We start from the raw sequence: 24,247 nt of genomic DNA on the forward strand, positions 1-24,247 counted from the left end.
TTCAGCCCGCGGTCCAGGGCCGCAGTTTCTCCGGATTGCGGATCGCCCAGATCCGGGTGATCCGGCCGTCGGCGATATCGAAGGCGTAGACCGACACGATGGTGTCGGCGAGTTGCGCCACCAGGCCGGGTTGGCCGTTCACCGTACGCTCGAGCAGTGTCACCTCGGGGCCTCGGGCGGCGATATCGATCCAGGCGCGGGCGATCTCGTCGGCCCCGTTGATCGGGTGGCGGAAGGCCGGAGCCAGGCCGCCGCTGTCGGCTGTCGCGGTCGCCTGCGGATCCAGCAGGCCGATCAGCGCCTCGATATCGCTTGTCTCCCAGGCTCGTTTGAAGTCCCTGACCACCTCGGCGCGCTGGGTTCTCGACGGACCCTGCGAGGTGCGGATGCGGCGGCGGGCGGAGGAGGCGAGCTGGCGGCAGGCCGCGGGGGTGCGCCCGACGATGTCGGCGACCTCGGTGAAGGAGTAGCGGAAGACATCGTGCAGGACGAACGCCACGCGCTCGGCCGGTGTCATGGAATCCAGCACGACGAGGAAGGCCATACTGATCGACTCGTCGAGGGTGACCCGGTCGGCTGGATCGGCGGGTGCCGGACCGCCGAGCCATTCGGAACGGTCGGGTACCGGCTCCGGAATCCATTCGCCGACATAGCGCTCTCGCCTGGCTCGCGCCGAGCCGAGCAGATCGAGGCAGATGCGGCTGGCGACCGTCGTCAACCACGCGCCGGGCGCGTCCACGTCCCGCCGTTGCGGCTCGGACATGGCGTACCAGCGCGTGTAGGTCTCCTGCACCACGTCTTCGGCTTCGGCCAGCGAGCCGAGCAGTCGGTAGGCGAGATTGATCAGCTGACGGCGTTCGCCGATCACCGCGCGCAGGTGCGGATCGGTCATGGTGTCGGCTCCTTCGGTCGGTTGTGGCCCTCACCTGATCGACGAAATGGCGGCCCGAATTGTGAGGCGGCCTGACATTCCGGCCACCTGCGTCGTCGGAAGGTCGTCACACGTTCAGCAGAACAGGAGTTCCGACCATGATCAGAATCGGCATCATTCTCGGCAGTACCCGGCCCAACCGCAACGGCCCGCAGGTCGCCCAGTGGGTGCTGGACACGGCGTCGCGGCGTGAGGACGCCGAGTTCGAGCTGATCGACCTGCGCGACCACCCGCTCCCGCATCTGGACGAGCCGTTGGCGCCCATGCTCGGCCCCTCCGTCCACGAGCACACCCGCGCCTGGGCCGGGCGGATCGCCCCGTTCGACGGCTTCGTGATCGTGACCCCGGAGTACAACCACGGCGCCCCCGGAGTCCTGAAGGACGCCCTCGACCACCTCTTCTCGGAGTGGGTCGACAAGGCGGTCGGATTCGTCTCCTACGGCGCGAGCGGCGGCCTGCGCGCCGTGGAGTATCTGCGGCTGGTCTGCAGCGCGCTGGGCATGGCCAACGTGGCCCACCAGGTCACGCTCTCGGTGCACAGCGATTTCGAGAACTACACCACTTTCACACCGGGCGACCGCCACACCACCACGCTGAACGCGCTGCTGGGCAAGGTCGTCGCATGGAGCACCGCGCTCGCGCCGCTCCGGCAGCCCGCCGCCGAAACCACTCTCGCCACTTCCTGAGGAGCCACTCATGTCGACACCGAACGACCTTCGGTCACTCGCCGACCGCATCGAGATCGAAGCGCTGCGAGCCGAATTCCCCGATGCGGCGATGCTGCGCGACTTCGACCGCCTGGCAGCACTGTTCACCGAGGACGCGGTGATGCGCATCCCCGACGCGGGTATCGAAGTCGTCGGCCGCGCCGAACTGCGGGCCCGCATGCCGCAAATGCAGGCCGCCTGGGACTTCTTCGTCCAGCACACCCATCCCGGCCCGATCGAGATCGACGGCGACACCGCCTCCGGCCGCGCCCACATCTGCGAATTCGGCCGATTGCGAAGCGGCAGTTCACATCTGAACTATGCGATCTATCACGATCGCTACCGGCGAACGGCCGACGGCTGGAAATTCACCGAGCGGGTCTACGAGATCCGATACCTCGACAACTCGCCGCTGCCGGGCTCACCGCCGGGAGAGAACGGACTGGGTGTGGACATATCCGCTGCCCAACCGCACGGGTGATCATGCGCTGCCCACGGGGCCGCCGCGGCTACCGGCAACCCGTGGGCGGCATCCCCGTCCCGCATCATCGGCCTGATGAACGCCCTCCGGTGGCGGTCTGCAACGCCAGACTGCTGACGGCCAGGGGCAGCGCGAGCGCGCCGCCGAGGTCTTGACGGCGGGCCGTCGGCGGGCGCGATCGCTGAATCAAGTTGTGGTGCCGTTGCATTCGTCCGCCGCGACGCTGGCCGACACGAGCTGGATCAAGCGCGGTCCGGTCGGTCTCATCGGCCACACCAACCGCGACGCCAACGAAACCGCATGTTTGCTCAACAATTGCGAAATCCTCTCAGCTGCGGTGTATCCCGCGCCGGAGTCGGTCATTGCCTTCCTGATCGCCAAGGGCATTCCGTTCACGACCTGGCCGGGTTGTTATCGCCTCGACGCGCTCGAACGGACGCGCGGTGACCATCAGGGACGCGAGCGCGTCAAGGTCGTCGAGCGTGCGGATATGCTGCGGATCAACCTGGGCTAGCGGATGTCCGGGGCCGCTCCGGCATAACTGTCGTTTGCTCTGAATTGTTAGACGACAGCGCCATCGGCTCGGGCTCACATCGGATGTGCGGCTGCCAGTTGCATGGACCAATTCGGCTTTCTTTCCATAGTGTCGCTGGAGATTTGCCGAATGTGGTATTTGTATTCAGCCTGGTTTGTCGACTAATGCCCGCGAACTATCCGTGGAGGTCAAGGTCGTGACTCGTCCGTTCCATCCTTTCTTCGGTAGTAGACGCAGCGTTCGGACCAAGGTTCTGGGTGCACTCAGCGGTGTGGCACTCGCGCTGCTGACGACGACGGCAACCGCCGAACCGCTGTTTCCGGTGGTCGATCCGGACCCGTTCTATGCCACCCCGGGGGATGTGGCAGCGCATCAACCCGGTGACATTCTCGAAGTGCGGGCGATGCCGCCGGTGCCGGTCTTCCCCGGCGCCACCGTCACGCTGGTCAAATTCCGCTCGACCGACTCGCACGGTGGGCCGATCGCGGCGACTACTACGGTCCTCACGCCGCTGGGCCATCAGCCCGATGCGCCGTTGCTGTCGTATCAGCACTTCATCAATTCACTCGGCACCGACTGCGCGGTATCGCACAAGCTGTACAACGGCGATCTGAATCTGACGGCGACGGCGACGATGTTGAACGTGGTGCTGCAAGAGGGGTGGACTGTCGCGATGCCGGATCACCTGGGACCGCAGTTCGCACTCGGAGCGGCGAAGTTGGGCGCTCACATCGTATTGGACGGCATCCGGGCCGTGAAAAGGCTGCCCGAACTGGCCGTTCAGCACAGCCCGGTGACGATGGCTGGCTACTCCGGTGGCGGCCTGGCCACCTCATGGGCGTCAGTGCTGCAGCCGTCGTACGCCGGTGAGCTGCGGATCGCGGGCGCGGCCATCGGCGGCGCACCGATGAACCTGCTGACGATGGCGGAGGCGCTCGGCCTCGAACCGCACCCGGCCTTCGGGCTGGCCATGGCGACGGCAATCGGTTTGGAGCGGGAGTATCCGGACCAGGTGCCGATGAGCAGGTATCTGAACCCGCGCGGCATCGCGCTGCGTGACGCCATGGCCAACCTCTGCACCAACGAGATCCTCGCCATCGGCGTCAACGGCAGCGCTCGCGAGTTCGTCACCACCACCTCGATATTCGACCGGCCCGAGGCCCGGACGGTGGTGGAGGAAAACAGCCTGGAGCTGTACCCAGGGGTGCCGGAAATGCCCGTGTTCGAATGGCATTCGCCGAGCGACCCGCTGGTTCCGGTCCAGGCCATCGAAAACACCGACCGCCGCTGGTGCAGTTCCGGGGTGCAGTTGCAGACGATGACGGTATCCGTGCCCGAGCATTTGTCCGCAGCGGCAGCGGGCGCACCTGAGGTGCTGCGGTGGCTGGAGGGCCGGGTTCGCGGCGAACCCGCCCCTGTCGCCTGCTGAGATCCGACGGGATCGTCGCAGGTGGTCGCTCAGCGCAGACGCAAACGCCGTGTCGGTGGCGTGGACGGCCATTGTCGGTCTTCCACGTCACCGATCGCGCGCCGGTCTGCGGCGCGATCGGGCCGAGCGCCTATCAGATTCTGACCGGGCTCGATGTCGAGGTGTTCACCCCGATCTTCGTGACGAGCCGCGTGCGGGCCGCATGGTCAATTCGCCTTCTCGGTGTTCAGGCTTGCGGCAGTGAGGTTCTGAGCAGCGAATCGGGCGATGGTGCAAGCCTGGCGTGCACGAGCTTCCGGGTGCGCGGTGCGCTGCTCCAGTGCGTCGCGGATCCGATCCAAGGATGCAGTGGCATCGTTGGCGGCTCGGCGCAGCACGGTGTAGCGGTGGTCGAGTTCGCGGTAGGCGAGGTCGATGTCGTGGTGGCGGCGGCGTAGGTCGGCCATGTGGTTGAGCAGGTCGGCTACCTCACGTGTGGTCAGGGTGAGGGTCGGGTGCTGCGCTCCGGAGAGGATCGCCTCGCCCGCGACCTCCGCGCAGCGAGCGTGCAATACATCGACAATGTCGGCCACACAGATCACCTCCTGCACTGCGGCGGAGCGTTCAGAGCTGCTCGGGTGCCCTCGCCGATCGGATACGCCTGCGCCGCCGCGCGGGCTCGGAAAACGAAGAAACGTTGCAGGTCAACACATCTGGCGATGCTGGTCGGGAAACGCCGCCCGCCATTCCCGTTCGAATGCGCTCATCGATACCCGGGCCGAACCACGACCCGATCACGGGCACGGTACTGGAACCTGGCCGGACCGAGGAATTCCACCACCGACTGTCATGGGCCTGTATGAGGGATTTCCCACGATACGCGCGGGTAACCGCCTGATGCTCTGTACCTGCGAGCAGTATGAGGTGCAGACTACGCGGGACCGGTAGTCGCAACCTCTAGCCCGAGCGGGCCAGTGCTGTGGAGTGGAAGGAGCGGGCGAGTGTTCAGCCGCATCGCCATCGTGAACCGCGGAGAGGCCGCCATGCGCCTCATCCATGCCGTCCAAGATCTGGCCGCGGAGACCGGGAGACCGATCGAAACCGTCGCTTTGCACACCGATGTCGATCGGAACGCGACATTCGTGCGGGAGGCCGACATCGCCTATGACCTCGGTCCGGCGTCGGCGCGCCCGTATCTGGATCCGAAGGCGCTCGAGCGTGCCCTGGTGACGACCAAGGCCGACGCCGCGTGGGTCGGTTGGGGTTTCGTCGCGGAGGATCCGGCATTCGCGGAACTCTGCGAGCAGATCGGCGTCACCTTCATCGGCCCCAGTCCGGAGGCCATGCGCAAGCTCGGCGACAAGATCGGTGCGAAGCTGATCGCGGAGGAAGTCGGCGTGCCGGTCGCGCCGTGGAGCCGCGGTCCGGTCGAAACCGTGGAGGCGGCCCTCGAGGCCGCCGCCGAGATCGGCTACCCACTGATGCTGAAGGCGACCGCCGGTGGTGGCGGCCGGGGTATCCGGGTGATCACGAACGAGGCCGAGCTCGTCGATGCCTATGAGCGCACCCGTCAGGAAGCTGCGCGCGCATTCGGCAGTGGCGTGGTCTTCCTGGAACGGCTGGTGACCGGCGCACGGCATGTCGAGGTCCAGGTGATCGCGGACGGCCAAGGGACCGCATGGGCGCTCGGTGTCCGCGATTGCTCGGTGCAGCGACGCAATCAGAAGGTCATCGAGGAGTCGGCCTCGCCGGTGCTGCGTCCCGAGCAGGCGGCCGAGCTCAAGGCGTCGGCCGAGCGATTGGCGATCGCGGTCGGTTACCGCGGCGCCGCGACCGTCGAGTTTCTGTACCACCCGGGTGACCAGCTGTTCGCATTCCTCGAGGTCAACACCCGCCTGCAGGTCGAACACCCGATCACCGAGTGCACCACCGGATTCGACCTGGTTCGGGCGCAGCTGCTGGTGGCATCGGGCGGCAAGCTCGAGGGCGAACCTCCGGCGGAGCGCGGGCACGCGATCGAGGCCCGGCTCAATGCCGAGGACCCCGACCGCGACTTCGCGCCCGCTCCGGGCCGCATCGCGCGGCTGGACCTGCCCGCGGGGCCCGGCATTCGAGTCGACACCGGCGTCAGCGAGGGCGACACGATTCCCGCCGACTTCGACTCGATGATCGCCAAGATCATCGCCTACGGCCGGGACCGCGACGAAGCGCTGGGCAGGCTGCGCCGGGCAGTGGCGAAGACCCGGGTCGTCATCGAGGGCGGCGCTACGAACAAGAGCTTCGTGCTCGACCTGCTGAACCAGCCCGAGGTGATCGACGCCAGCGCGGACACCGGCTGGATCGACCGTGTTCGCGCCCAGGGGCGTCTCGTATCGCATCGGCACTCTGCGATCGCGGTGGCTGTCGCCGCCATCGACGCCTATGAAGAGGAAGAGCGGGTCGAGCGGCACCGGCTGCTGTCCACGGCGGCCGGTGGACGTCCACAGGTGCAGCATCAGAGCGGTCGCCCGCACGACCTCAAGCTGCGCGGCGTCGGCTACCGCGTGCGCGTCGCACGTATCGGCGCGTACCGGTTCCGAGTCGGCATCGAGGCGGGCGGCAATACGGCAGCCGCTGATGTCGACCTCGAGCGTTTCGACCGCCACACCGGGCAGATCGTGGTCAACGGCACCCGCTACCGCGTGATCACCGGCACGCACGGGCCGATTCATCTGGTCGATGTCGATGGTGTGACGCATCGGATCAGCCGTGACGAGGGTGGTGTCGTCCGCTCGCCCGCTCCCGCGCTTGTCGTTGCCACGCCACTGGAGGTCGGCGCCGAGGTCGAGGCGGGCGCGCCGGTCCTGGTACTGGAGAGCATGAAGATGGAAACGGTGCTGCGCGCGCCGTTCCGGGCTCGGTTGAAGGAATGTGCTGTTTCGGTCGGTACCCAGGTGGAGACCGGTGCGCCGCTGCTGCGGTTGGAGCCGCTCGCCGAGGACGACGAGGCCGCGGACGCCGCAGTGGTCGAGTCGGTCGAGCTGGATCTGCCCGGTGAATCCGCACCGGAGCGACCGCACGAGGGGACGGCACGCAGCCTGCAGGACCTGCGCAGCTTGCTGCTGGGCTTCGACGTCGACCCGCATGACGACCGCCGGGTACTCGACCGCTACCTCGCCGTTCGCCGGGCAGCCCTCGCGGACAACCGTCGGCCCCTCGCCGAGGAAATCGAACTCGTGCAGGTGTTCGCCGATCTCTCCGAACTGAGCCACAACAGGTCGGGGGACGAGGACGGTGGCCACGGGCATGTCCACAGCGCCCGCGAGTACTTCCACACCTACCTGCAGAGCCTCGATGTCGAGCGGGCCGGGCTGCCGGAGTCGTATCAGGCCACACTCGCCAAGGCGCTGGGGCACTACGGCGTCGCCGATCTGGAGCGTTCTCCCGAGCTCGAAGCCGCGGTCTTCCGGATCTTCCTCGCCCAGCAACGTCCATCCGACACCGTCACGGTCATCACCACATTGCTGCGCGAGTGGCTGCGCGAGCCGGTGCCGGACCGGGCGCTGCGCGAACCGGTCGGCTTGGCGCTGGAGCGACTGGTGGCCGCGACGCAGGTGCGCTTCCCGGTGATCGCCGACCTCACCCGCGGCCTGGTGTACGCCTGGTTCGGCCAGCCGCTGCTGCGGCGCAACCGCGCCCGCGTCTACACCAATGTCCGTAAGCAGCTCAGCCACCTCGACGCGCACCCGGAAACGCCCGATCGCGCCGAGCGCATTTCCGAGATGGTGCGCAGCACCGAACCGCTGGTGCGGCTGCTCGGTCAGCGGCTGGTGCGCGGCAGTGCGGACAACACCGCCATGCTCGAGGTGCTGACCCGGCGGTACTACGGAAACAAGGGGCTGGCCAGTGTGCAGACCCGGCAGGCCGGCGGGTGCACCTTCGTGATCGCCGAGCGCCGGGGCCTGAGCCTGGTGTCGGCAGCGGTGAGTTTCGACGCGCTCGACACCGTGCTGCGCGGTCTCACCGAACTGGCGAGCGGGGCCGCGTCCATCGAGGTCGACATCTACCTGAGCTGGGAGAAGCAGCCAGAGGACTTCGACGCGATGGCGGCGGCGCTGCAGGAAGTGCTCGGTGCGCGGCCACTGCCGAACCAGATCCACCGGATCACCGCGACCGTCGCGGGCAGCGGTGGTGCGGTGATGCACCATCACTTCACCTTCCGCCCGTCCGCAACGGGCATGGTCGAGGAGCGGCTGATCCGCGGCCTGCATCCCTACATCGCGGAGCGGATGCAGATGAAGCGGCTGCGCAAGTTCGATCTCACCCGGCTGCCGTCCTCGGACGAGGAGATCTACCTGTTCCGCTGCATCGCGAAAGAAAACCCGTCCGACGAGCGCCTCGTCGCGTTCGCCCAGGTGCGTGACCTGGCCGCGCTGCGTGAGCACGACGGCAGACTGCTGGCACTGCCGACGGCCGAAAGCACCATCGCCACCTGCCTCGACTCGATCCGCCGGGCACAGTCGCAGCGGCCGTCGGCCAAGCGCTTCCACACCAACCGCATCGTGATGTACATCTGGCCGCCGGTCGACATCACCCGCTCCGAGTTGGAGACCATCGTCGATCGCGTGCGGCCGACGACCGCGGGCGCCGGGCTGGAGGAGATCCTGCTCATCGCACGGCACCGGGCCCCGAGGTCCGGTGAGCTGATCAAGGTCGCCGTGCGCATATCCTTCGACACCACCGGCGGCACCGAGGTGACCATCGGCGAGCGGTCCGACGGGGTGGTCGAGCCACTCGACGAGTACCGGCAGAAGGTGCTGCGGGCGAGCAGCCGGAATACCGTCTACCCCTACGAGTTGACCGGTCTGCTCGGCGAGTTCGCCGAGTACGACCTCGACGCCGACCACACGCTCGTGCCGGTCGACCGTCCCAAGGGCCGCAATAAGGCCGCGATCGTCGCGGGCGTTGTCACCACACCGACCGAGCAGTATCCCGACGGCATCACCAGGGTGGTGCTGCTCGGTGATCCGACGAAGTCTCTCGGCGCGCTCTCGGAGCCGGAGTGCCGTCGCGTGATCGCCGCGATGGACCTGGCCGAACGGATGCAGGTGCCGCTGGAGTGGTACGCGCTGTCCTCCGGCGCCCGGATCTCGATGCAGTCGGGCACCGAGAACATGGACTGGGTGGCGGCGGCGCTGAAGCGGATCGTCGAATTCACCCAGGACGGCGGCGAGATCAACATCGTAGTCTCGGGCATCAATGTCGGTGCGCAGCCGTACTGGAACGCCGAGGCGACGATGCTCATGCACACCAAGGGCATCCTGGTGATGACGCCGGACTCGGCGATGGTGCTCACCGGCAAGCAGGCGCTGGACTTCTCCGGTGGTGTGTCGGCCGAGGACAACTTCGGCATCGGCGGCTACGACCGGGTGATGGGCCCGAACGGGCAGGCACAGTACTGGGCGCCGAACCTGCTTGCCGCGCGCGATGTGCTGATGTCGCACTACGACCACACCTACGTGGCACCCGGCGAGCAGTCACCGCGCCGGTCTCGGACCAGTGACCCGATCGATCGCGACGTCTCCGACTTCCCGCATGTCGTGGCGGGCAGTGATTTCACCACGGTCGGTGAGATCTTCTCCGCCAGCGCCAACCCGGACCGCAAGAAGCCGTTCGACATCCGGACCGTCATGCGGGCGGTGGCCGATCAGGACCACCCGGTGCTGGAACGCTGGGCGGGGATGGCCGACGCCGAGACGGCCGTGGTGCAGGACGTGCGGCTCGGTGGTATCCCGGTGTGCCTGTTGGGCATCGAGTCCAGGGGAGTGCCGCGGCGCGGTTTCCCGTCCACCGATGGCCCGGACACCTACACGGCGGGCACACTGTTCCCGCGGTCGTCGAAGAAGGCCGCACGGGCGATCAGCGCGGCCAGCGGCAATCGGCCGCTGGTGGTGCTGGCGAACCTGTCGGGCTTCGACGGCTCGCCCGAATCGATGCGGAAGTTGCAGCTCGAGTACGGCGCCGAGATCGGCCGTGCGATCGTGAACTTCCAAGGACCCATTGTGTTCTGCGTGATCTCGCGCTATCACGGCGGCGCGTTCGTGGTGTTCTCGAAGCTGCTCAACCCGAATATGACCGTGCTCGCGCTGGAAGGCTCGTTCGCCTCGGTGCTCGGCGGCGCCCCCGCGGCCGCGGTGGTGTTCGCCGGCGAGGTCGATGCGCGCACCACGGCCGATCAGCGGGTGCGGGACCTCGAGGCCCGCGCCGCGAACGCGGTCGGCGCCGACCGTGCGGCACTGACGGCGGAACGCGACGAGGTCCGCACGTCGGTCCGCACGGAGAAACTCGGTGAGGTCGCAGCGGAATTCGACCGCGTGCACAATATTCAGCGCGCTGTCGAGGTCGGTTCGGTGGATGCCATCATCCGCGCCGCCGAACTGCGCCCGCGCATCATCGAAGCCATCGAGGCAGGTCTGCCCGGCTGATCATTGCGGACCATCTGATTGCTGAGGCAGGCAGGACTACGGGCTCGATATCGGGGCCCGAGTCGGTGAAACGGCTACCCGCGGAGGCGAAGCTGGAGGAGGCGGCGTTGTACCAACGCCGCCTCCCGGCGTCTGCGGCCGCTGTGGATTCAATGCGGCGCTGCGTGACTGGGCCCCGGGCACACCGCAGCTGCGCAGGGATTCGTACGAGTCCGCCGCCGGGAGTCGGGTCTGCATCGGCGTGCAAGTCCTTATCCACTGCGGAATTGCCGCGGCAGTGTGATCGGGCCGGTGGGTCCGAGTGAGTCAGGTCCGAAAGCCGTTGATGTTGTGGGTCGTTCGGGCGCGGTAGGCGGTTCGGTGACGTAGGTTGGGGAGCCGCGCGGGTTCGGTAGTCGTGGGGAGTACGTGGTGGTCGTTGTTGTGGTTGTCGCGGTTGTGGTGGGAGTCGTCGTTGCCGCGGTGTCAGGTGTTGCGCTGCATTGGTACGTATGGCGGCGTCTTGTGCGTGATACGACTGTCGCGGGCGCCGTCTCCCGGCACATCGGCAGCGCCATCGTGGTGGTTGGGCCTGTGCTGCTGATCGGGACTGTGGTTGCCGAACGCGTTGGGGCTCCGTTCCGGCTCGTTCAGGTGATCGCCTGGCCGGGCTTTCTGTGGGGTGCTGTCTTCGTGTACTTGCTGATGGCGCTGTTCGTGGGTGAGATAGTCCGAATTGCACTGCTGAGATGGGCTGTTCGCAAAGACGTGGCGGGGGATTCCGCCGCGGCAATCCCGGTTGCGGGCACGGTCGCGTCGGCCGCGAGCAGTGCGCCGATCGCGGGGCCGGGTGCCGAGACGCAACCGGAGCCGTCATCGGCGACGGCCGCTGCCGCGGTCGCTCGCATTCCGCGTCGGCTCTTCGTATCTCGTGCCGTGGGCGGTGCGGCCGCTGCTGTCGCGGTGACGACCGTGGGCTACGGAACCTACGGTGTGCTGCGCGGTCCGAGTGTGCAGCGCATTGTCGTTCCACTGGCGAAACTGCCTCGCCGTGCGCACGGGTTCCGTATTGCCGTGGTCAGCGACATCCATCTCGGGCCGATTCTCGGACGGGGGTTCGCCGAGCGGGTGGTCGCCACGATCAATGACACGCAGCCCGACCTCATCGCCGTTGTCGGTGATCTGGTGGACGGCACTGTTGCGGATCTCGGCCCCGCCGTCGCGCCGCTGGCCGGGTTGCGGGCCCGCCATGGTGCGTATTTCGTGACCGGCAACCACGAGTACTTCTCCGGCGCGCAGGAATGGATCGAGCACGTCCAGGAATTGGGGCTGCACCTGCTCGCCAACACCCGAACAGAGCTGCCCGGATTCGACCTCGCGGGTGTCAACGATGTGCAGGGCGCGTCGACCGGACAAGGTCCCGACTTCGGCAGGGCGCTGGGTGATCGGGATCGGTCGCGCACTGCGGTGCTCCTGGCGCACCAGCCCGTGCTGATCGACGATGCGGTTGCCCACGGCGTCGATCTGCAGCTGTCGGGGCACACGCACGGCGGCCAGATGTGGCCGGGCAATTTCCTTGCGGGCCTGGCCAATCCGACCGTTGCCGGGCTGGAGCGCTACGGCGACACGCAGCTGTATGTCACCCGTGGCGCCGGGGCGTGGGGCCCGCCGGTCCGGGTGGGGGCGCCATCCGACATCACCGTGGTCGAGCTCGCTTCGCTGCAGGCGTGATGTCGCGCTGGCCGGCCGTACACAGCCGTCCGCGGTCAGCGATAGACAGCTGGGAGCAGTGCGGTCATCACCCGTCCCGTATTGGGGCCGAAGCAGAGTAGGACGCTATCGGACATATCGATGATCCGGTCGGCACGTCCGGCTGGAGTTTGTCCGATGCCGGGTAGTTTGAGCAGGCTGGCCGGGCCGCCCACCGAGGCGAGGCCATCGGTCATGACCAGGAGGATATCGGGGCGGGCCGCGATCAGCGCTTCGCTGGTGATCGTGACGAAGGGCTCGGTCAGTCCGGCCGCTGTTCCGGCGTCTTCGGCCCCCAGCCCGGTGATCAGCGCGTCCGCGCCCGAGCCCGGTCCGGCCAGCATGGTGAGCGCGGTGCCGCGCAGGTACACGAATGCGATGCGCGGTTTGGGCTTTCCCGCCGGGACGGCCGCGGTCGCGGCAGCGATCTCCGCGGTAGTGCGCTGGGCGAGCGCGACACCCTGGTCGTGGACGCCGAGGGCGTCCGCGACGGCCTGGATCTGCGGACCGGTTCCCGTCAGTGTTCGCGCTGGATCGAAGAAGACGATCGACACGCCAGCGGCGCGCAACTGCTCGAAGACCGCGGGTGTCCCGGTGGTCGTATCGGTCAGCAATAGGGTGGGGTGCAAGGCCAGCACGGCCTCGACGCTCATGGCCTCACCGCCGGGGGTGACGTCGGTGCGGTCGATGATCGCCGGGAGTTTCGCCGCGGTGCTGCGACCGATGAGATGTGGGCCCAGGCCGAGTGCGTACACCGTTTGCGCCAGGGTGCCGAAACGGTCGACGGCGATGATGCGACTGGTGTCGGAGACCGTCACGTCGGTGCCGTCGAAACCGCGGACGGTGACGGGCAGCCTCGGCCGCGGGTCGGCTGCGATCGGTTGCGGATCGGGATCCGTCAGGGTTGCTGTGATTTCGCCGTTGGTTGCGACATCGGTCTGCCCTGGTGACGAACAGGCACTGAGCCCCAGTGCGAAGGCGAGTCCGAATGCCAGGATTCCGAGTCCGGCGCGGCTGAACATGATTGTCACAGTATCCGGGGGGAGTGCTCTGTTCGCTACTCAATTTTCGTGGATTTCGTATTGGAAGTTGTTTTCCCGCAATGGTTTTCCGGTGTTCATGAGTAGTTTACTGGCGGATCGCGGCCCGGCTGTCTGGTCTTGATGTGTGTTGCCTGGTAGGGGCGGGCGCGAGTCCGGAAGTGAACTCGACGCGGCGGAAGTTAAAGCATGTTGAACCGCAAGAAAATAGGTCAAACGACCAGATATTTGGCATTGCGTTTTAGTTCGGTCCGCCCGGATGAACCGGACCGTGGACCGGTCGAACACCGTGCGATCCTTGGGTACAGTGCGGTTCACCTGAGGATATCCATCGAGGGATAGCCCGGGGCACCATGGGTGGGTATCAAAGGGGAAACCGAAATGGTAACCGTGGCACGAATGCGGTACTGGCACTGGGCGATTCGCCACGGCCAGAATAGCCGATCGATTGCTGCCTATCCGGGCGTCCGGGAGATCGGTGTATGACGCGGCATCCGCCGGATGCGGTGCCCGCCCGCCTGGCGACCCGGCGCGTTCCCGACGGTCATCGCCGCGGGCTCGTGGCCGGGGAGCCCAAGGGCCGCAGGGGAATCGGGGCGGCGGTCACACGCGTCGCGTTGTGGATACGACTATCGATCGATGAGGCGTGATGACCGCGATGATATCGGTGCTGGTGATCGACGATCACAACATGCTGCGCGGCGCGCTGTGCGAAATCCTGGATCGTGAGAGCGATATCACGGTGGTCGGCCAGACCGCCGATGGCCGTTCGGGCATCGAGCAGGCGCAGCGGCTGCATCCGAATGTGGTGATCTTGGATGTCGAGATCCCCGGGGAAGATGTCGTGACGACACTGCTCAGGCTGCGCGAGGTGAGTCCCGACACGCGAGTGTTGATCGTCAGCGTGCACCAGGACATGGGTCTGATCCGTGAATTGGTCGAGTGCGGCATCGCTGGTTATCTGCACAAGAGCGCCAGGCGGGAGACGCTGCTGTCGGCGATCCGCACCGCGGACAGCGATGGCGAGGTCATCGTCTACGTGTCCTGGCAGGAGGATCGCCGATCAGCCGACGACAACACCTCGCCGGATCAGGCGCTCACCGCGCGCGAGCTGGAGGTCGTCGAACGGGTCGCGAGCGCCATGAGTAACCGGCAGATCGCGAATGTCCTCGGCATCACCGAGGGCACCGTAAAGCGGCACCTGCGCAATATCTTCCAGAAGCTCGGCGCCGTGTCGAGACTGGATATGGTCAACCGGGCGACGGCGGCCAAGTTGATCGTCCCGTACCCGCCGGACTGATCACACCGCCACGCCGCGCCGTGATCGGCGGCCATCTGTGTGCGTCGCGGTCGCCTGTCGTGGATCGCGATAGCACGTCGTGAGTGCGCAATAGATCCGGGATCGTGGCGCTTTTGGTGTCCGGTCTGTTAACTCGGGCTGAACTATCCGCCGCACCGGTTGATCAGTTAGGTGAGTGATCACTAAACTTGGGGATATGAGTTCACCGGCTCGGGTGCGAATGTCAGCGAGCGCGCGACGCGAACAGGTATTGGCTGCTGCCATAGCCGAATTCGCAGCCGGTGGCTACACGGCGACGACAACGGAGTCGATCGCGCGGCATGCCGGAATTTCGCAGGCCTATCTCTTTCGTTTGTTCCAGACCAAGAAGGAGATTTTTCTCGCCGCGGCGAATCGAGCATTCGATGCGGTCGAGGAGGCCTTCCGTGCGGCCGCCTCGGAAAGTGTGCAAGACGACCGGCTGGCCGCGATGGCGGACGCCTATATAGAGCTGCTGGGTGATCGTCAGCAGCTGACCTTTCAACTGCAGGTGTATGCGGCATCGGCGCTCGACGACGAGATCCGCGCCCTCGCCCGCGAACGGTTTCACCGTCTCTACCAGGTGGTGAAGGACTTGTCCGGCAGCGATGCCGGGGGTGCGTTCGATTTCATGGCGCAGGGCATGCTGCTGAATGTCACGAGTGTGCTGGAACTGGAACTACTGGACCCGGACAGTGGAGAATAACTCCAGATTCCGAGTGGTTTCATCGCGCGATCGCATTGCGTGATAAGCCATGTTCTTGAACATGGAATTCATCGATGGCAGGCATGGGCTGTCATCGCGTGCTGCCGACCCTGCGTCAGCGTTATCGCGATCTTCATGGTTTCGCTCGACAATCTGGTTGTTCTGAATACTTTGCCGACATCAGAATAGCGCTATATACGGGCCTTGATGGCTTCCCGAATTTCTTGATCCCATCCCATATCACGTAAGGAGATTTCCATGCCCGCTCTGCCCTGGACCGCAGGGGTGCACAAGCCCGCGGACAGTGACCAGTTGCACGTGCTCACCTCCCGGCTGCCGCTGACGAACTACATTGATGTGCCCCGATTTCTCTACTGGACAATGCGGATTCGCACCCAACTGGTGTCCGCACCGGGCTGCGTCGGGTTCGCATTGGACGCGAAGCTGATCTCCAAGACCTTCTGGACGCTGTCCGCGTGGTCGGACAAGGCGGCCATGGACCAGTTCGCGCACAGCGGCACGCACGCGAAGATGCTCGCGGATATGGCCGGTCGGATCGGCGATCCGAATTTCGTCGAGTCGAGCGCGTCGACCGGGGACATACCGCTGTCCTGGGCCGACGCAAGAGTCCGGATCTCCGCGCTCTAGCCCCTGACACCTAGCCCGACCAGCCGATCGAGGAGTGGTGATGCCGCAGAAGATTCGCTTGATCAGTGAGTTCTCTTTTTCCGCAGTGCTTTTCCATGAGGCACTGGTCAGTGCCGAGTACTGGCAGGCGCGCGTGGCCGAACTGGACGGCCCGCATGCCGAACTGTCGCTCAGTCGTGACGCCGACGGCGTGCTCGTGGCCGCGATATCCAAACCTGTCGCCCCGGACCAGATTCCGCCGCGGTTGGCGCGGGTTTGGCCGTCCGGGCTGCGGCTGGACTACTCCGAGCGCTGGTCACCGCTGGTGGAGGGGGTGGCCCGGGCCGAAATACGCGGCAGTATCGCCGGCGTCGGCACCATGGCGGGCACCTGCGAGCTGCGCGACAGCGCGGATGGATGCCTCTCGGAATACTCGGTGACGGTCGATTCCGGAATTCCGATGGCGGGCCGGTTGATCGCCGGGGCCTTCGCGAAAGGGATCATCGAGGACTCGGGTGCGGTGGATGCCTTCACCGAGCGCTGGCTGCGGCGGGAGCATGCGTGATGAACGGTGACCCGTTCGCGGTATGGATGAGACGAATGCGCCCTGGACGGCCCGACCGACCGGCCCTGGTGTGCTTTCCGCCCGGTGGCGGCGCGGCCGGAGGCTATCGCGATCTGGCGAACCACATCACCGAGGGTGTCGGCGTCTACGCGGTCCAGTATCCGGGTCGCCGCGATCGGATCGGCGAGGCGCTGATTCCATGCCTCACCGAACTTGCGGACCATATCGCCGCGGCCTTGGCACCCCTGCTCGGCGGTGAGCTGGCATTGTTCGGCCACAGCATGGGCGCGACCATCGCCTTCGAGACCGCCCGTCGGCTCGAGGCGCGCGGCCGGACACCGATCGCGCTGTTCGTATCGGGTCGGACGGCCCCGTCCGAGCCCACCGTCGACCGGCTGGCCGACACCGGCGATGCCACGCTGATCGCCGAATTGGAGCGCTTGGCAAATGATCCCGCGTCAGTGGCCGTGCTGCGTACCAACTCGGCACTCGCCGCCGCCGTGCTGCCCGCGGTTCGCAACGACTACCTGGCGATCGAGAATTACATCTACACACCCGGTGATCCGGTGCGCTGCCCGGTGGTCGGTCTGACCGGGGTCGACGACCCCGTGGTCACACCGGACCAGCTCGCGCGGTGGCGTACGCATACTTCGGGGTCGTTCGATGTGCATGTCTTCCCGGGGTCGCATTTCTACTTGGACGCCCAACCGGCGGCGGTCGCGAAGGTGATCAATAGCGCTCTCTGAGCGGCCGATTCGACATCGATCAACGTTCACGAACGTGCGGTATCTTTGCCTCGTGTCGGAAAGGCTGCACAATCGGATTCCCCGTCGGTCGGTGCTGACGACGGTATTGGTTTGCGTAATGAGCTGCGCCATAGCCGTTTTGGGTCTGCATCACATATCGCGCGCGGAAACCGGCTCCGATGGTGATCAGCGCGGGCAATTGTCGTTCGGCGGGTTGGTGCGGACCTATGGTCTGCATGTCCCCGCTGGATCCGATCATCCGGCTGGCCTGGTGTTGAATCTGCACGGCGGTGGTTCGACCGGGAACGGCCAGCAATCGCTCACGCACTACGACGCCGTCGCGGACCGGCACGGCTTCATCGTGGTGTATCCCGATGGTATCGACCACAATTGGGCCGATGGGCGGGGTGCGTCCGAGCCGGACCGTCGAGGCATCGATGACGTGGGTTTCCTCGTCGCGCTCGTCGATGAAATCGCCCGCGACTTCGATATCGACCGCGGTCACATATTCGCCACCGGTATGTCGAACGGTGCGTTCATGGTGGATCGACTCGCCTGTGATCGCGCCGATGTATTCGCCGCCATCGCGCCGGTCGCGGGCACCTTGGGTACAAACGTCAACTGTGCGCCCACACGCCCGGTCTCGGTACTCGAAACACACGGCACCGCCGATCCGATCGTGCCCTTCACCGGCGGAATCATGACCGGCCGAGGCGGACAATCGACTATCCTGCCCGCCCTCACCACCGCGGCGCGCTGGCGCGAGGCCGACCGCTGCCAAGCGCCGACCGAAGAGCTGCTCCCAGCCACGGGCAACGACGCCACCCAAGTCCATCGCCTCACCGCCACCGCCTGTGCCGACGGCACCGAGGTGACCTTCATGCAGGTCGACAACGGAGGACACACCTGGCCCGGCGGCCACCAATACCTCCCCAAAGCCCTCATCGGCCCGACCACCGACATCTTCGACGCCTCGGAAGCCAGCTGGCAGTTCTTCGCAGCTCACGCCCGTTGACCGGGCCGAACGGCTCGTCGGGATCAGCTGGAATCGGCACTGCCACTACTTATTTCGTGCTCTCGATTCGACCGGGATTGCATCTGCCGCCACAGTTGTAAGTGCAGAGGGGCCGATGATCGGTCGGACAGGCGTGCACGGAAGGCAGCAGATGTTCACCCGGATCGCAATTGTCAATCGCGGCGAGGCCGCCCGCAGGCTTATTCACACGGCCAGGGAGTTGGGCGTCGAAACCGTCGCGCTGTATACCGATGGCGAACGTCATGCGACCTTCGTGCGGGAAGCCGATCTGCGGTATTGCCTGGGACCGGCGAGTGCGCGCCCATATCTGAATCTGTCACTGCTGGAACGCGCTTTACGTGAGACCGGCGCGGACGCGGCCTGGGTCGGCTGGGGATTCGTGGCCGAGGATCCGGCCTTCGCCGAACTGTGCGCGCGGGTGGGTGTCACGTTCATCGGGCCGAGTGCGGAGGCGATGCGCAGGCTCGGTGACAAGATCGGGGCGAAGCTGCTGGCCGAGCAGGCGGGCGTGCCGGTCGCGCCGTGGAGCGGTGGTCCGGTCGAAACGCTGGACGCCGCAATCGAAGCCGCGCAGCGTATCGGCTACCCGCTGATGTTGAAGGCGACCGCGGGCGGTGGTGGACGCGGGATCCGGGTGGTCGCCTCGGAAGCCGATCTGCGCGAGGCCTACCAGCGCACCAGCGAGGAGGCCGCACGGGCCTTCGGCAGTGGTGTGGTGTTCCTGGAACGTCAGGTGACCGGTGCCCGGCATGTCGAAGTGCAGGTGATCGCCGACGGGCAGGGCGGCGCCTGGGCGCTGGGCGTGCGCGATTGCTCGGTGCAGCGACGCAACCAGAAGATCATCGAGGAGTCGGCCTCGCCGGTGCTCACCGCCGAGCAGGCGCTGGAGCTGAAGGAATCCGCGCGACGGCTGGCACTTTCGGTCGGCTACAGCGGGGCCTGCACGGTCGAGTTCCTGTATCACCCGGGCGAACGGTTCTTCGCGTTCCTGGAGGTGAACACTCGGCTACAGGTCGAACACCCCATCACCGAGGCCACCACCGGCATCGACCTGGTCAAGGCCCAACTGCAGGTGGCGGCCGGAATTCCGCTGAGCGGACCGGTGCCCGCCGAACGCGGGCACGCGATGGAGGCCAGGCTGAACGCCGAGGATCCGGACCGTGACTTCGCACCGGCACCCGGCCGAATCGCGTTGCTGCGCTTGCCGACCGGGCCGGGTATCCGGGTGGACACCGGTGTCGGCGAGGGTGATGAAATCCCCGCGGACTTCGATTCCATGATCGCCAAGATCATCGCCTACGGCCGGGACCGGACCGAGGCGCTCCAGCGACTGCGCCGGGCACTGGCCGATACGACGGTGGTGATCGAGGGCGGCGCGACCAATAAGAGCTTCCTGCTGACGCTGCTCCATACGCCCGAAGTGATCGACGGTACCGCCGACACCCGGTGGGTGGACCGCGTATCGGCCGAGGGCGGGCTGGCCACCCAGCACCACCTCGGCCTCGCCTTGGCGGCCGCGGCGATCGACGGCTACGAGGACACCGAACACGGTGCTCGCGAGCGGCTCTGGGAAAGTGGGCGCGGGCGGCGTCCACATGTGCAGCACGAGGTCGGTCGGGCCGTCGAACTGCGCGTCGGCGAGCGCGGGTACCGGGTCACGGTGGCCAAGAGCGGATTCGGCCGATTCTGGGTCGCGATCGAGGACGGTATCGCCGATCGCGTCGAATTCGAGGCGGCTGTCGAGCGGATCGACGAGCACCTGGCCGCGCTCACCGTGGCCGGTCAGCGCTACCGCTTGGTATCGGCCACGCACGGCGCGGTCCACCTGGTCGAGATCGACGGCGTCGCACATCGGGTGAGTCGCGACGAAGGTGGTGTGCTGCGCGCACCCGCGCCCGCGCTGGTGGTCGCGACCCCGGTCGAGGTCGGCGGCGAAGTGCTCAGCGGTGCACCGGTGCTGGTGCTGGAGAGTATGAAGCTGGAAACCGTACTGCCCGCACCCTGCGCTGGTCGGCTGCGGGAGCTGCTGGTCGCCGTCGGCAGTCAAGTCGCGGCGGGGGAGCTCTTGGCGCGGGTGGAACCGGCGGGCGGTGCGACTCGGGTGGCGCCGTCGCGGTCGATCGATCTGATGATCCCGTCGCCCGCGCAGCCGCCGAGCGCGGCCGATCGGGCGCGGCGCGCGCGGACGGACGTGCGGGCCGAACTGCTCGGTTTCGATGCCGCATCCCCCGACGCTTGGGCCCGCTATCTGCTCGATCGCGACGCGCTGGCGGTCGCGGACGGCGAGTGGCTCGTCGGCGAGGTCGAGTTGGCCGAAATCTTCGCCGATATCGCGGAATTGGCCTCGCCCGAGGCATCGGGCCGCGGCGCCGACAGCCCGCGTGAGCAGCTGCATCTCTACCTGCAGAGCCTCGACGCCGAGCGGGGCGCGATTCCGGCCGAGTTCCGCATCGGGCTCGGGCGCGCACTGGCCCACTACGGGGTCGCGGAACTGGATCGGACTCCCGGACTGGAAGCGGCAGTCTTCCGAATCTTCCTGGGCACCAATCGGATTGCCGTGGGCGTCCGGGCGGTGACCGAACTGCTGAAGCTGTGGATCGGTGCGGATCCGCCGCCGGTTGCGCACCACGCGCACACCCGCGAGATCTTGGAGCGGGTGATCCGGATGTCCCGCTCGCGGTTCCCCGCGGTCGCCGACCTGGCCCGCAGCGTCGCCTTCGCCTGGTTCATGCGCCCGGCGACCGATGCCGCCCGTACCGCCATGCTGACCGGGGTGTCGGAAGAACTGGCCGCCCTCGCGGCGGCGCCGGATTCGCCGCAGCGGTCGCATCGGATCACCGCGCTGGTCGACATTCCGGAGCCGCTGTACGAGTTCCTCGCCGAGCGTCTGCTCGCCGGTCCGGACGGTCGATTCGCCCCGCGCGAACCCATGCTCGAGGTGCTGGCCCGCTGGCACTACGGCGAACAGCACCTGCATGCATTGCGCACCTTCGATATCGCGGGCCGTCCGTTCGTGGTCTGCGACTATCGACTGGAACTGCATCCGGCCCACGCCGTGCCGACCACCGCCGTCGCCACCGTGGGCACCTTCGCCGAGCTGCCGGAGTACGCCGATCAGCCGGATACCGCACTGGTGGCGGCATTGCGCGCCGAACTGCTCGCGGTGCCGGTCGGGCAGGTGGCCGTGGCAGACCTGCACCTGGTCTGGCCGGACGCACCCGCCTCGCCCGACGAACGCGCGGAGGCACTGTGCCGCGGTTTGATCGCGGCCCGGCTGTCCGAACAGGCGCGGCGGATCGTGGTTGCCGTGGCCGGATCGGACGTGGAGTTCTATACCTTCCGCCGGGCCGAATCGGATCTGGTCGAGGACCGGCTGGTGCGCGGGGTCCACCCGCTGGTCGGGCGGCGGCTGTCGCTGTGGCGGTTGCGGCACTTCCATCTGTCGCGGATCCACACTCCCGAAGCGATTCTGCTGTATCACTGTGTGGCCAAGGACAACCCGGACGACCAGCGGCTGGTGGCGCTTGCCCAGGTCGGCCGCTTCGAGCTGACCCGCGACGAACAAGGGGCGATCGCGGCGGTCGGTGATGTCGACACGGTGCTCTCGGCGTGCGTCGAGGCGATCGGACGGGCTCGCCACGATCTGGACCCGGCGGGGGCCTGGTTGGATATGAACCACATCTGGCTGGATATCCGGCCGGGTATCGAGGTCGACCTGGCGGAGTTCGCGGCCTGGCAGCGTTCCGTCGCACCGGAATTCACCGAGGCCGGTGTGCAGGAGGTGCTGGTCCAGGTGCGCCTGGCCACCCGGGAGGGGACCTTCCGGGAGGCGGTCACCCGATTGCGCTATGAGCCCGGCTCCAGCGCACAGGTGACCATCGACGGACCTCCGCAGGTCGCGCTCGAACCGCTCGACGACTACGACCAGAAGGTGGTGCGGGCGCGGCGGCGCGGCACCGTGTACCCATACGAGCTGATCCCGCTGCTCACCGGTGCGGTCGGCACCTTCACCGAATACGATCTCGACTCCGAGTCCACCTCGGCGCGGCTGGTCCCGGTGGACCGACCGCGCGGGCGCAATACGGCGGGCATCGTGGTGGGTGTGGCGTCCACGCCGACCGCGCTGCACCCGGAGGGCGTGTCCCGGGTGACCTTGTTCGGCGACCCCACCAAGGCGCTCGGCGCGGTATCGGAGGCCGAATGCTCCCGGATCATCGCGGCGCTGGATCTGGCGCAGCGGCTTGCGGTTCCGGTGGAGTGGTTCGCGCTCTCGGCGGGTGCGCGCATCTCGCTGGACTCCGGCACCGAGAATATGGACTGGGTCGCTCGCGCGCTGCGCCGCATCGTCACGTTCACCCAGGACGGCGGCGAGATCAATGTGGTGGTCGCCGGTATCAATGTGGGCGCGCAGCCGTACTGGAACGCCGAGGCCACCATGTTGATGCACACCAAGGGCATCCTGGTGATGATCCCGGATGGTGCGATGGTGCTGACCGGCAAGCAGTCGCTGGACTTCTCCGGTGGGGTATCGGCCGAGGACAACTTCGGCATCGGCGGCTACGCGCGGGTGATGGGCCCGAATGGGCAGGCGCAGTACTGGGCCGCGAACTTGGCGCAGGCCCGCGACGTGCTGCTGGCGCACTACGCACACAGCTACCGCGGTCCGGGGGAGCCGCTGCCGCGCCGGGCCGCCAGCACCGACCCGATAGAGCGCGACATCACCACGTTCCCGCATCCGGGTGCGGAGTTCCGCACGGTCGGTGAAATCTTCTCCGCCACCGCCAATCCCGATCGCAAGAAGCCCTTCGACATCCGCGCGGTGCTGCGCGCGGTCACCGACCAGGACCACCAACTGCTGGAGCGCTGGGCCGATATGGCCGACGCGGACACCGCGGTGGTCGCCGACGCCCGGATCGGCGGCTGGCCGGTCTGCCTGATCGGGATCGAATCCAAGCCCGTTGTCCGACACGGCTTTCCGCCCGCGGACGGTCCGGACACCTACACCGCGGGCACACTGTTCCCGCGTTCGTCGAAGAAGGTGGCGCGGGCGATCAATGCGGCCAGCGGCAATCGGCCGTTGGTGGTGCTGGCCAATCTGTCCGGATTCGACGGATCGCCGGAGTCCATGCGCACGCTACAGCTGGAGTACGGCGCCGAGATCGGCCGGGCGGTAGTGAACTTCGACGGCAAGATCGTCTTCTGCGTGATCTCCCGCTACCACGGCGGCGCCTTCGTGGTCTTCTCCAAGGCACTGAATCCGAATATGACAGTGCTCGCGGTCGAGGGGTCCTTCGCCTCGGTGATCGGCGGGGCTCCGGCGGCGGCGGTGGTGTTCGCGCGAACCGTGGACGCACGCACCGTCGCGGACGCCCGCGTCCGCGACCTGGAACACCGCCTGGCCCGCGCCGATGTATCCGAGCGGCCCAAACTGGCCGCCGAGTTGGTGGACCAGCGCACGGCGGTGCGCGCCGAGCATCTGGCAACGCTGGCTGCGGAATTCGACGCGGTGCACAGTATTGAACGCGCGGTGGGAGTCGGGTCGGTGGATTCCGTGGTCGCCGCGAGCGAGCTGCGCCTGCGGATCGCAACCGCGATCGACGAGTGGATGCGGGACGCGCCTTTTTCGCCGGAGCAGAATGAGATTGGGGTGTAACCGGTTTCAGTAAAGGTAGTGGCGGCGGTTTCGGTCCAAAAACTGGTCGGTTGATCTAACTTGAAATTTGGGATATTTCCCTCATACGGAGCGGTTGCAGACATTTTGCGGTATTGCGGTCCGGAAAATATTGGGGCCGTTACTCTTCGACTGGCCGAGTTAACACAACCGTATAAGAATGGTCACGACTTGGATGGTGTGGCGCCGTGGTCGAGTCGGCCCCGGATGTGACACTGCGTTCACTTCAGATGGGTCGGCGAAACCCATCGGTTGACCCGACAGTAGGACGACCGGGTGCGTGG

Annotated in this window: 16 protein-coding genes and 1 pseudogene; 14 read left to right on the forward strand and 3 right to left on the reverse strand. The window is 66.8% G+C overall.

Going from position 1 to position 24,247, the window contains the following annotated elements:
• Position 1: 1 nt before the first annotated feature.
• Positions 2-892, reverse strand: coding sequence for an RNA polymerase sigma factor SigJ (gene sigJ / locus ACQP0C_RS18560; protein ID WP_433734139.1), 891 nt, complete (start codon positions 890-892; stop codon positions 2-4).
• Positions 893-1,029: 137 nt separating this feature from the next.
• On the opposite strand from sigJ, the gene ACQP0C_RS18565 reads away from it, so the two are divergent.
• From ACQP0C_RS18565 to ACQP0C_RS18580, 4 genes and pseudogenes are all read left to right on the forward strand, one after another.
• Complete coding sequence (locus ACQP0C_RS18565; protein WP_433734140.1) at positions 1,030-1,617, forward strand: NADPH-dependent FMN reductase; 588 nt, start codon at positions 1,030-1,032, stop codon at positions 1,615-1,617.
• Positions 1,618-1,627: 10 nt separating this feature from the next.
• Entirely contained in the window at positions 1,628-2,119 is a 492-nt protein-coding gene (locus ACQP0C_RS18570) for a nuclear transport factor 2 family protein (RefSeq protein WP_433734141.1), read from the forward strand.
• Between the two features lie 232 nt (positions 2,120-2,351).
• Positions 2,352-2,633 (forward strand): annotated as a pseudogene (locus ACQP0C_RS18575) (pyridine nucleotide-disulfide oxidoreductase); the annotation flags it as partial.
• Between the two features lie 292 nt (positions 2,634-2,925).
• Entirely contained in the window at positions 2,926-4,083 is a 1,158-nt protein-coding gene (locus ACQP0C_RS18580) for a lipase family protein (protein ID WP_433734142.1), read from the forward strand.
• A gap of 206 nt (positions 4,084-4,289) precedes the next feature.
• Here ACQP0C_RS18580 and ACQP0C_RS18585 read toward each other — a convergent pair whose 3' ends face one another.
• Positions 4,290-4,655: a hypothetical protein gene (locus ACQP0C_RS18585; protein WP_433734143.1), complete on the reverse strand. Its 366-nt coding sequence runs from the start codon at positions 4,653-4,655 to the stop codon at positions 4,290-4,292.
• Positions 4,656-5,063: 408 nt separating this feature from the next.
• Between ACQP0C_RS18585 and ACQP0C_RS18590 the strand changes: the two genes are divergently transcribed.
• Together ACQP0C_RS18590 and ACQP0C_RS18595 are read left to right on the forward strand one after the other, a co-directional pair.
• On the forward strand, positions 5,064-10,526 hold the full coding sequence (locus ACQP0C_RS18590; protein ID WP_433734144.1) for a carboxyl transferase domain-containing protein: 5,463 nt from the start codon (positions 5,064-5,066) through the stop codon (positions 10,524-10,526).
• A gap of 504 nt (positions 10,527-11,030) precedes the next feature.
• Complete coding sequence (locus ACQP0C_RS18595; protein ID WP_433734145.1) at positions 11,031-12,236, forward strand: metallophosphoesterase; 1,206 nt, start codon at positions 11,031-11,033, stop codon at positions 12,234-12,236.
• Positions 12,237-12,271: 35 nt separating this feature from the next.
• On the opposite strand, the gene ACQP0C_RS18600 is transcribed toward ACQP0C_RS18595, so the two are convergent.
• On the reverse strand, positions 12,272-13,276 hold the full coding sequence (locus tag ACQP0C_RS18600; protein WP_433734146.1) for a heme/hemin ABC transporter substrate-binding protein: 1,005 nt from the start codon (positions 13,274-13,276) through the stop codon (positions 12,272-12,274).
• A gap of 500 nt (positions 13,277-13,776) precedes the next feature.
• On the opposite strand from ACQP0C_RS18600, the gene ACQP0C_RS18605 reads away from it, so the two are divergent.
• From ACQP0C_RS18605 to ACQP0C_RS18640, 8 genes are all read left to right on the forward strand, one after another.
• Entirely contained in the window at positions 13,777-13,944 is a 168-nt protein-coding gene (locus ACQP0C_RS18605; protein ID WP_433734147.1) for a hypothetical protein, read from the forward strand.
• Positions 13,944-14,594, forward strand: a complete 651-nt coding sequence (locus ACQP0C_RS18610) for a response regulator (protein WP_433734148.1) — start codon at positions 13,944-13,946, stop codon at positions 14,592-14,594. Before ACQP0C_RS18605 ends, ACQP0C_RS18610 begins: the two co-directional genes overlap by 1 nt.
• Positions 14,595-14,790: 196 nt before the next feature.
• Positions 14,791-15,318: a TetR/AcrR family transcriptional regulator gene (locus ACQP0C_RS18615; RefSeq protein WP_433734149.1), complete on the forward strand. Its 528-nt coding sequence runs from the start codon at positions 14,791-14,793 to the stop codon at positions 15,316-15,318.
• 258 nt (positions 15,319-15,576) lie between these two features.
• Positions 15,577-15,966: a hypothetical protein gene (locus ACQP0C_RS18620; protein ID WP_433734150.1), complete on the forward strand. Its 390-nt coding sequence runs from the start codon at positions 15,577-15,579 to the stop codon at positions 15,964-15,966.
• 40 nt (positions 15,967-16,006) lie between these two features.
• Positions 16,007-16,510 (forward strand): DUF2505 domain-containing protein, encoded by a 504-nt coding sequence (locus ACQP0C_RS18625; protein ID WP_433734151.1) that lies wholly within the window; start codon positions 16,007-16,009, stop codon positions 16,508-16,510.
• A 35-nt stretch (positions 16,511-16,545) separates the two neighbouring features.
• The gene (locus ACQP0C_RS18630) at positions 16,546-17,256 is read left to right on the forward strand and encodes a thioesterase II family protein (RefSeq protein ID WP_433734152.1); all 711 of its coding nucleotides are present in this window, start codon (positions 16,546-16,548) and stop codon (positions 17,254-17,256) included.
• A gap of 118 nt (positions 17,257-17,374) precedes the next feature.
• Entirely contained in the window at positions 17,375-18,271 is an 897-nt protein-coding gene (locus ACQP0C_RS18635) for an extracellular catalytic domain type 1 short-chain-length polyhydroxyalkanoate depolymerase (protein WP_433734586.1), read from the forward strand.
• Between the two features lie 151 nt (positions 18,272-18,422).
• Positions 18,423-23,945, forward strand: a complete 5,523-nt coding sequence (locus tag ACQP0C_RS18640) for a biotin carboxylase N-terminal domain-containing protein (RefSeq protein WP_433734587.1) — start codon at positions 18,423-18,425, stop codon at positions 23,943-23,945.
• Positions 23,946-24,247: the final 302 nt, after the last annotated feature.

Source organism: Nocardia sp. CA-129566 (assembly GCF_050956075.1).
GTDB lineage: Bacteria > Actinomycetota > Actinomycetes > Mycobacteriales > Mycobacteriaceae > Nocardia.

Bases quoted from the DNA above. Each gene is read 5' to 3' on its own strand.
- sigJ (WP_433734139.1), bottom strand. From the start codon at position 892: ATGACCGATCCGCACCTGCGCGCGGTGATCGGCGAACGCCGTCAGCTG.
- ACQP0C_RS18565 (WP_433734140.1), top strand. From the start codon at position 1,030: ATGATCAGAATCGGCATCATTCTCGGCAGTACCCGGCCCAACCGCAAC.
- ACQP0C_RS18570 (WP_433734141.1), top strand. From the start codon at position 1,628: ATGTCGACACCGAACGACCTTCGGTCACTCGCCGACCGCATCGAGATC.
- ACQP0C_RS18600 (WP_433734146.1), bottom strand. From the start codon at position 13,276: ATGTTCAGCCGCGCCGGACTCGGAATCCTGGCATTCGGACTCGCCTTC.
- ACQP0C_RS18605 (WP_433734147.1), top strand. From the start codon at position 13,777: ATGACGCGGCATCCGCCGGATGCGGTGCCCGCCCGCCTGGCGACCCGG.
- ACQP0C_RS18610 (WP_433734148.1), top strand. From the start codon at position 13,944: ATGACCGCGATGATATCGGTGCTGGTGATCGACGATCACAACATGCTG.
- ACQP0C_RS18615 (WP_433734149.1), top strand. From the start codon at position 14,791: ATGAGTTCACCGGCTCGGGTGCGAATGTCAGCGAGCGCGCGACGCGAA.
- ACQP0C_RS18620 (WP_433734150.1), top strand. From the start codon at position 15,577: ATGCCCGCTCTGCCCTGGACCGCAGGGGTGCACAAGCCCGCGGACAGT.
- ACQP0C_RS18625 (WP_433734151.1), top strand. From the start codon at position 16,007: ATGCCGCAGAAGATTCGCTTGATCAGTGAGTTCTCTTTTTCCGCAGTG.
- ACQP0C_RS18630 (WP_433734152.1), top strand. From the start codon at position 16,546: ATGCGCCCTGGACGGCCCGACCGACCGGCCCTGGTGTGCTTTCCGCCC.
- ACQP0C_RS18635 (WP_433734586.1), top strand. From the start codon at position 17,375: ATGAGCTGCGCCATAGCCGTTTTGGGTCTGCATCACATATCGCGCGCG.
- ACQP0C_RS18640 (WP_433734587.1), top strand. From the start codon at position 18,423: ATGTTCACCCGGATCGCAATTGTCAATCGCGGCGAGGCCGCCCGCAGG.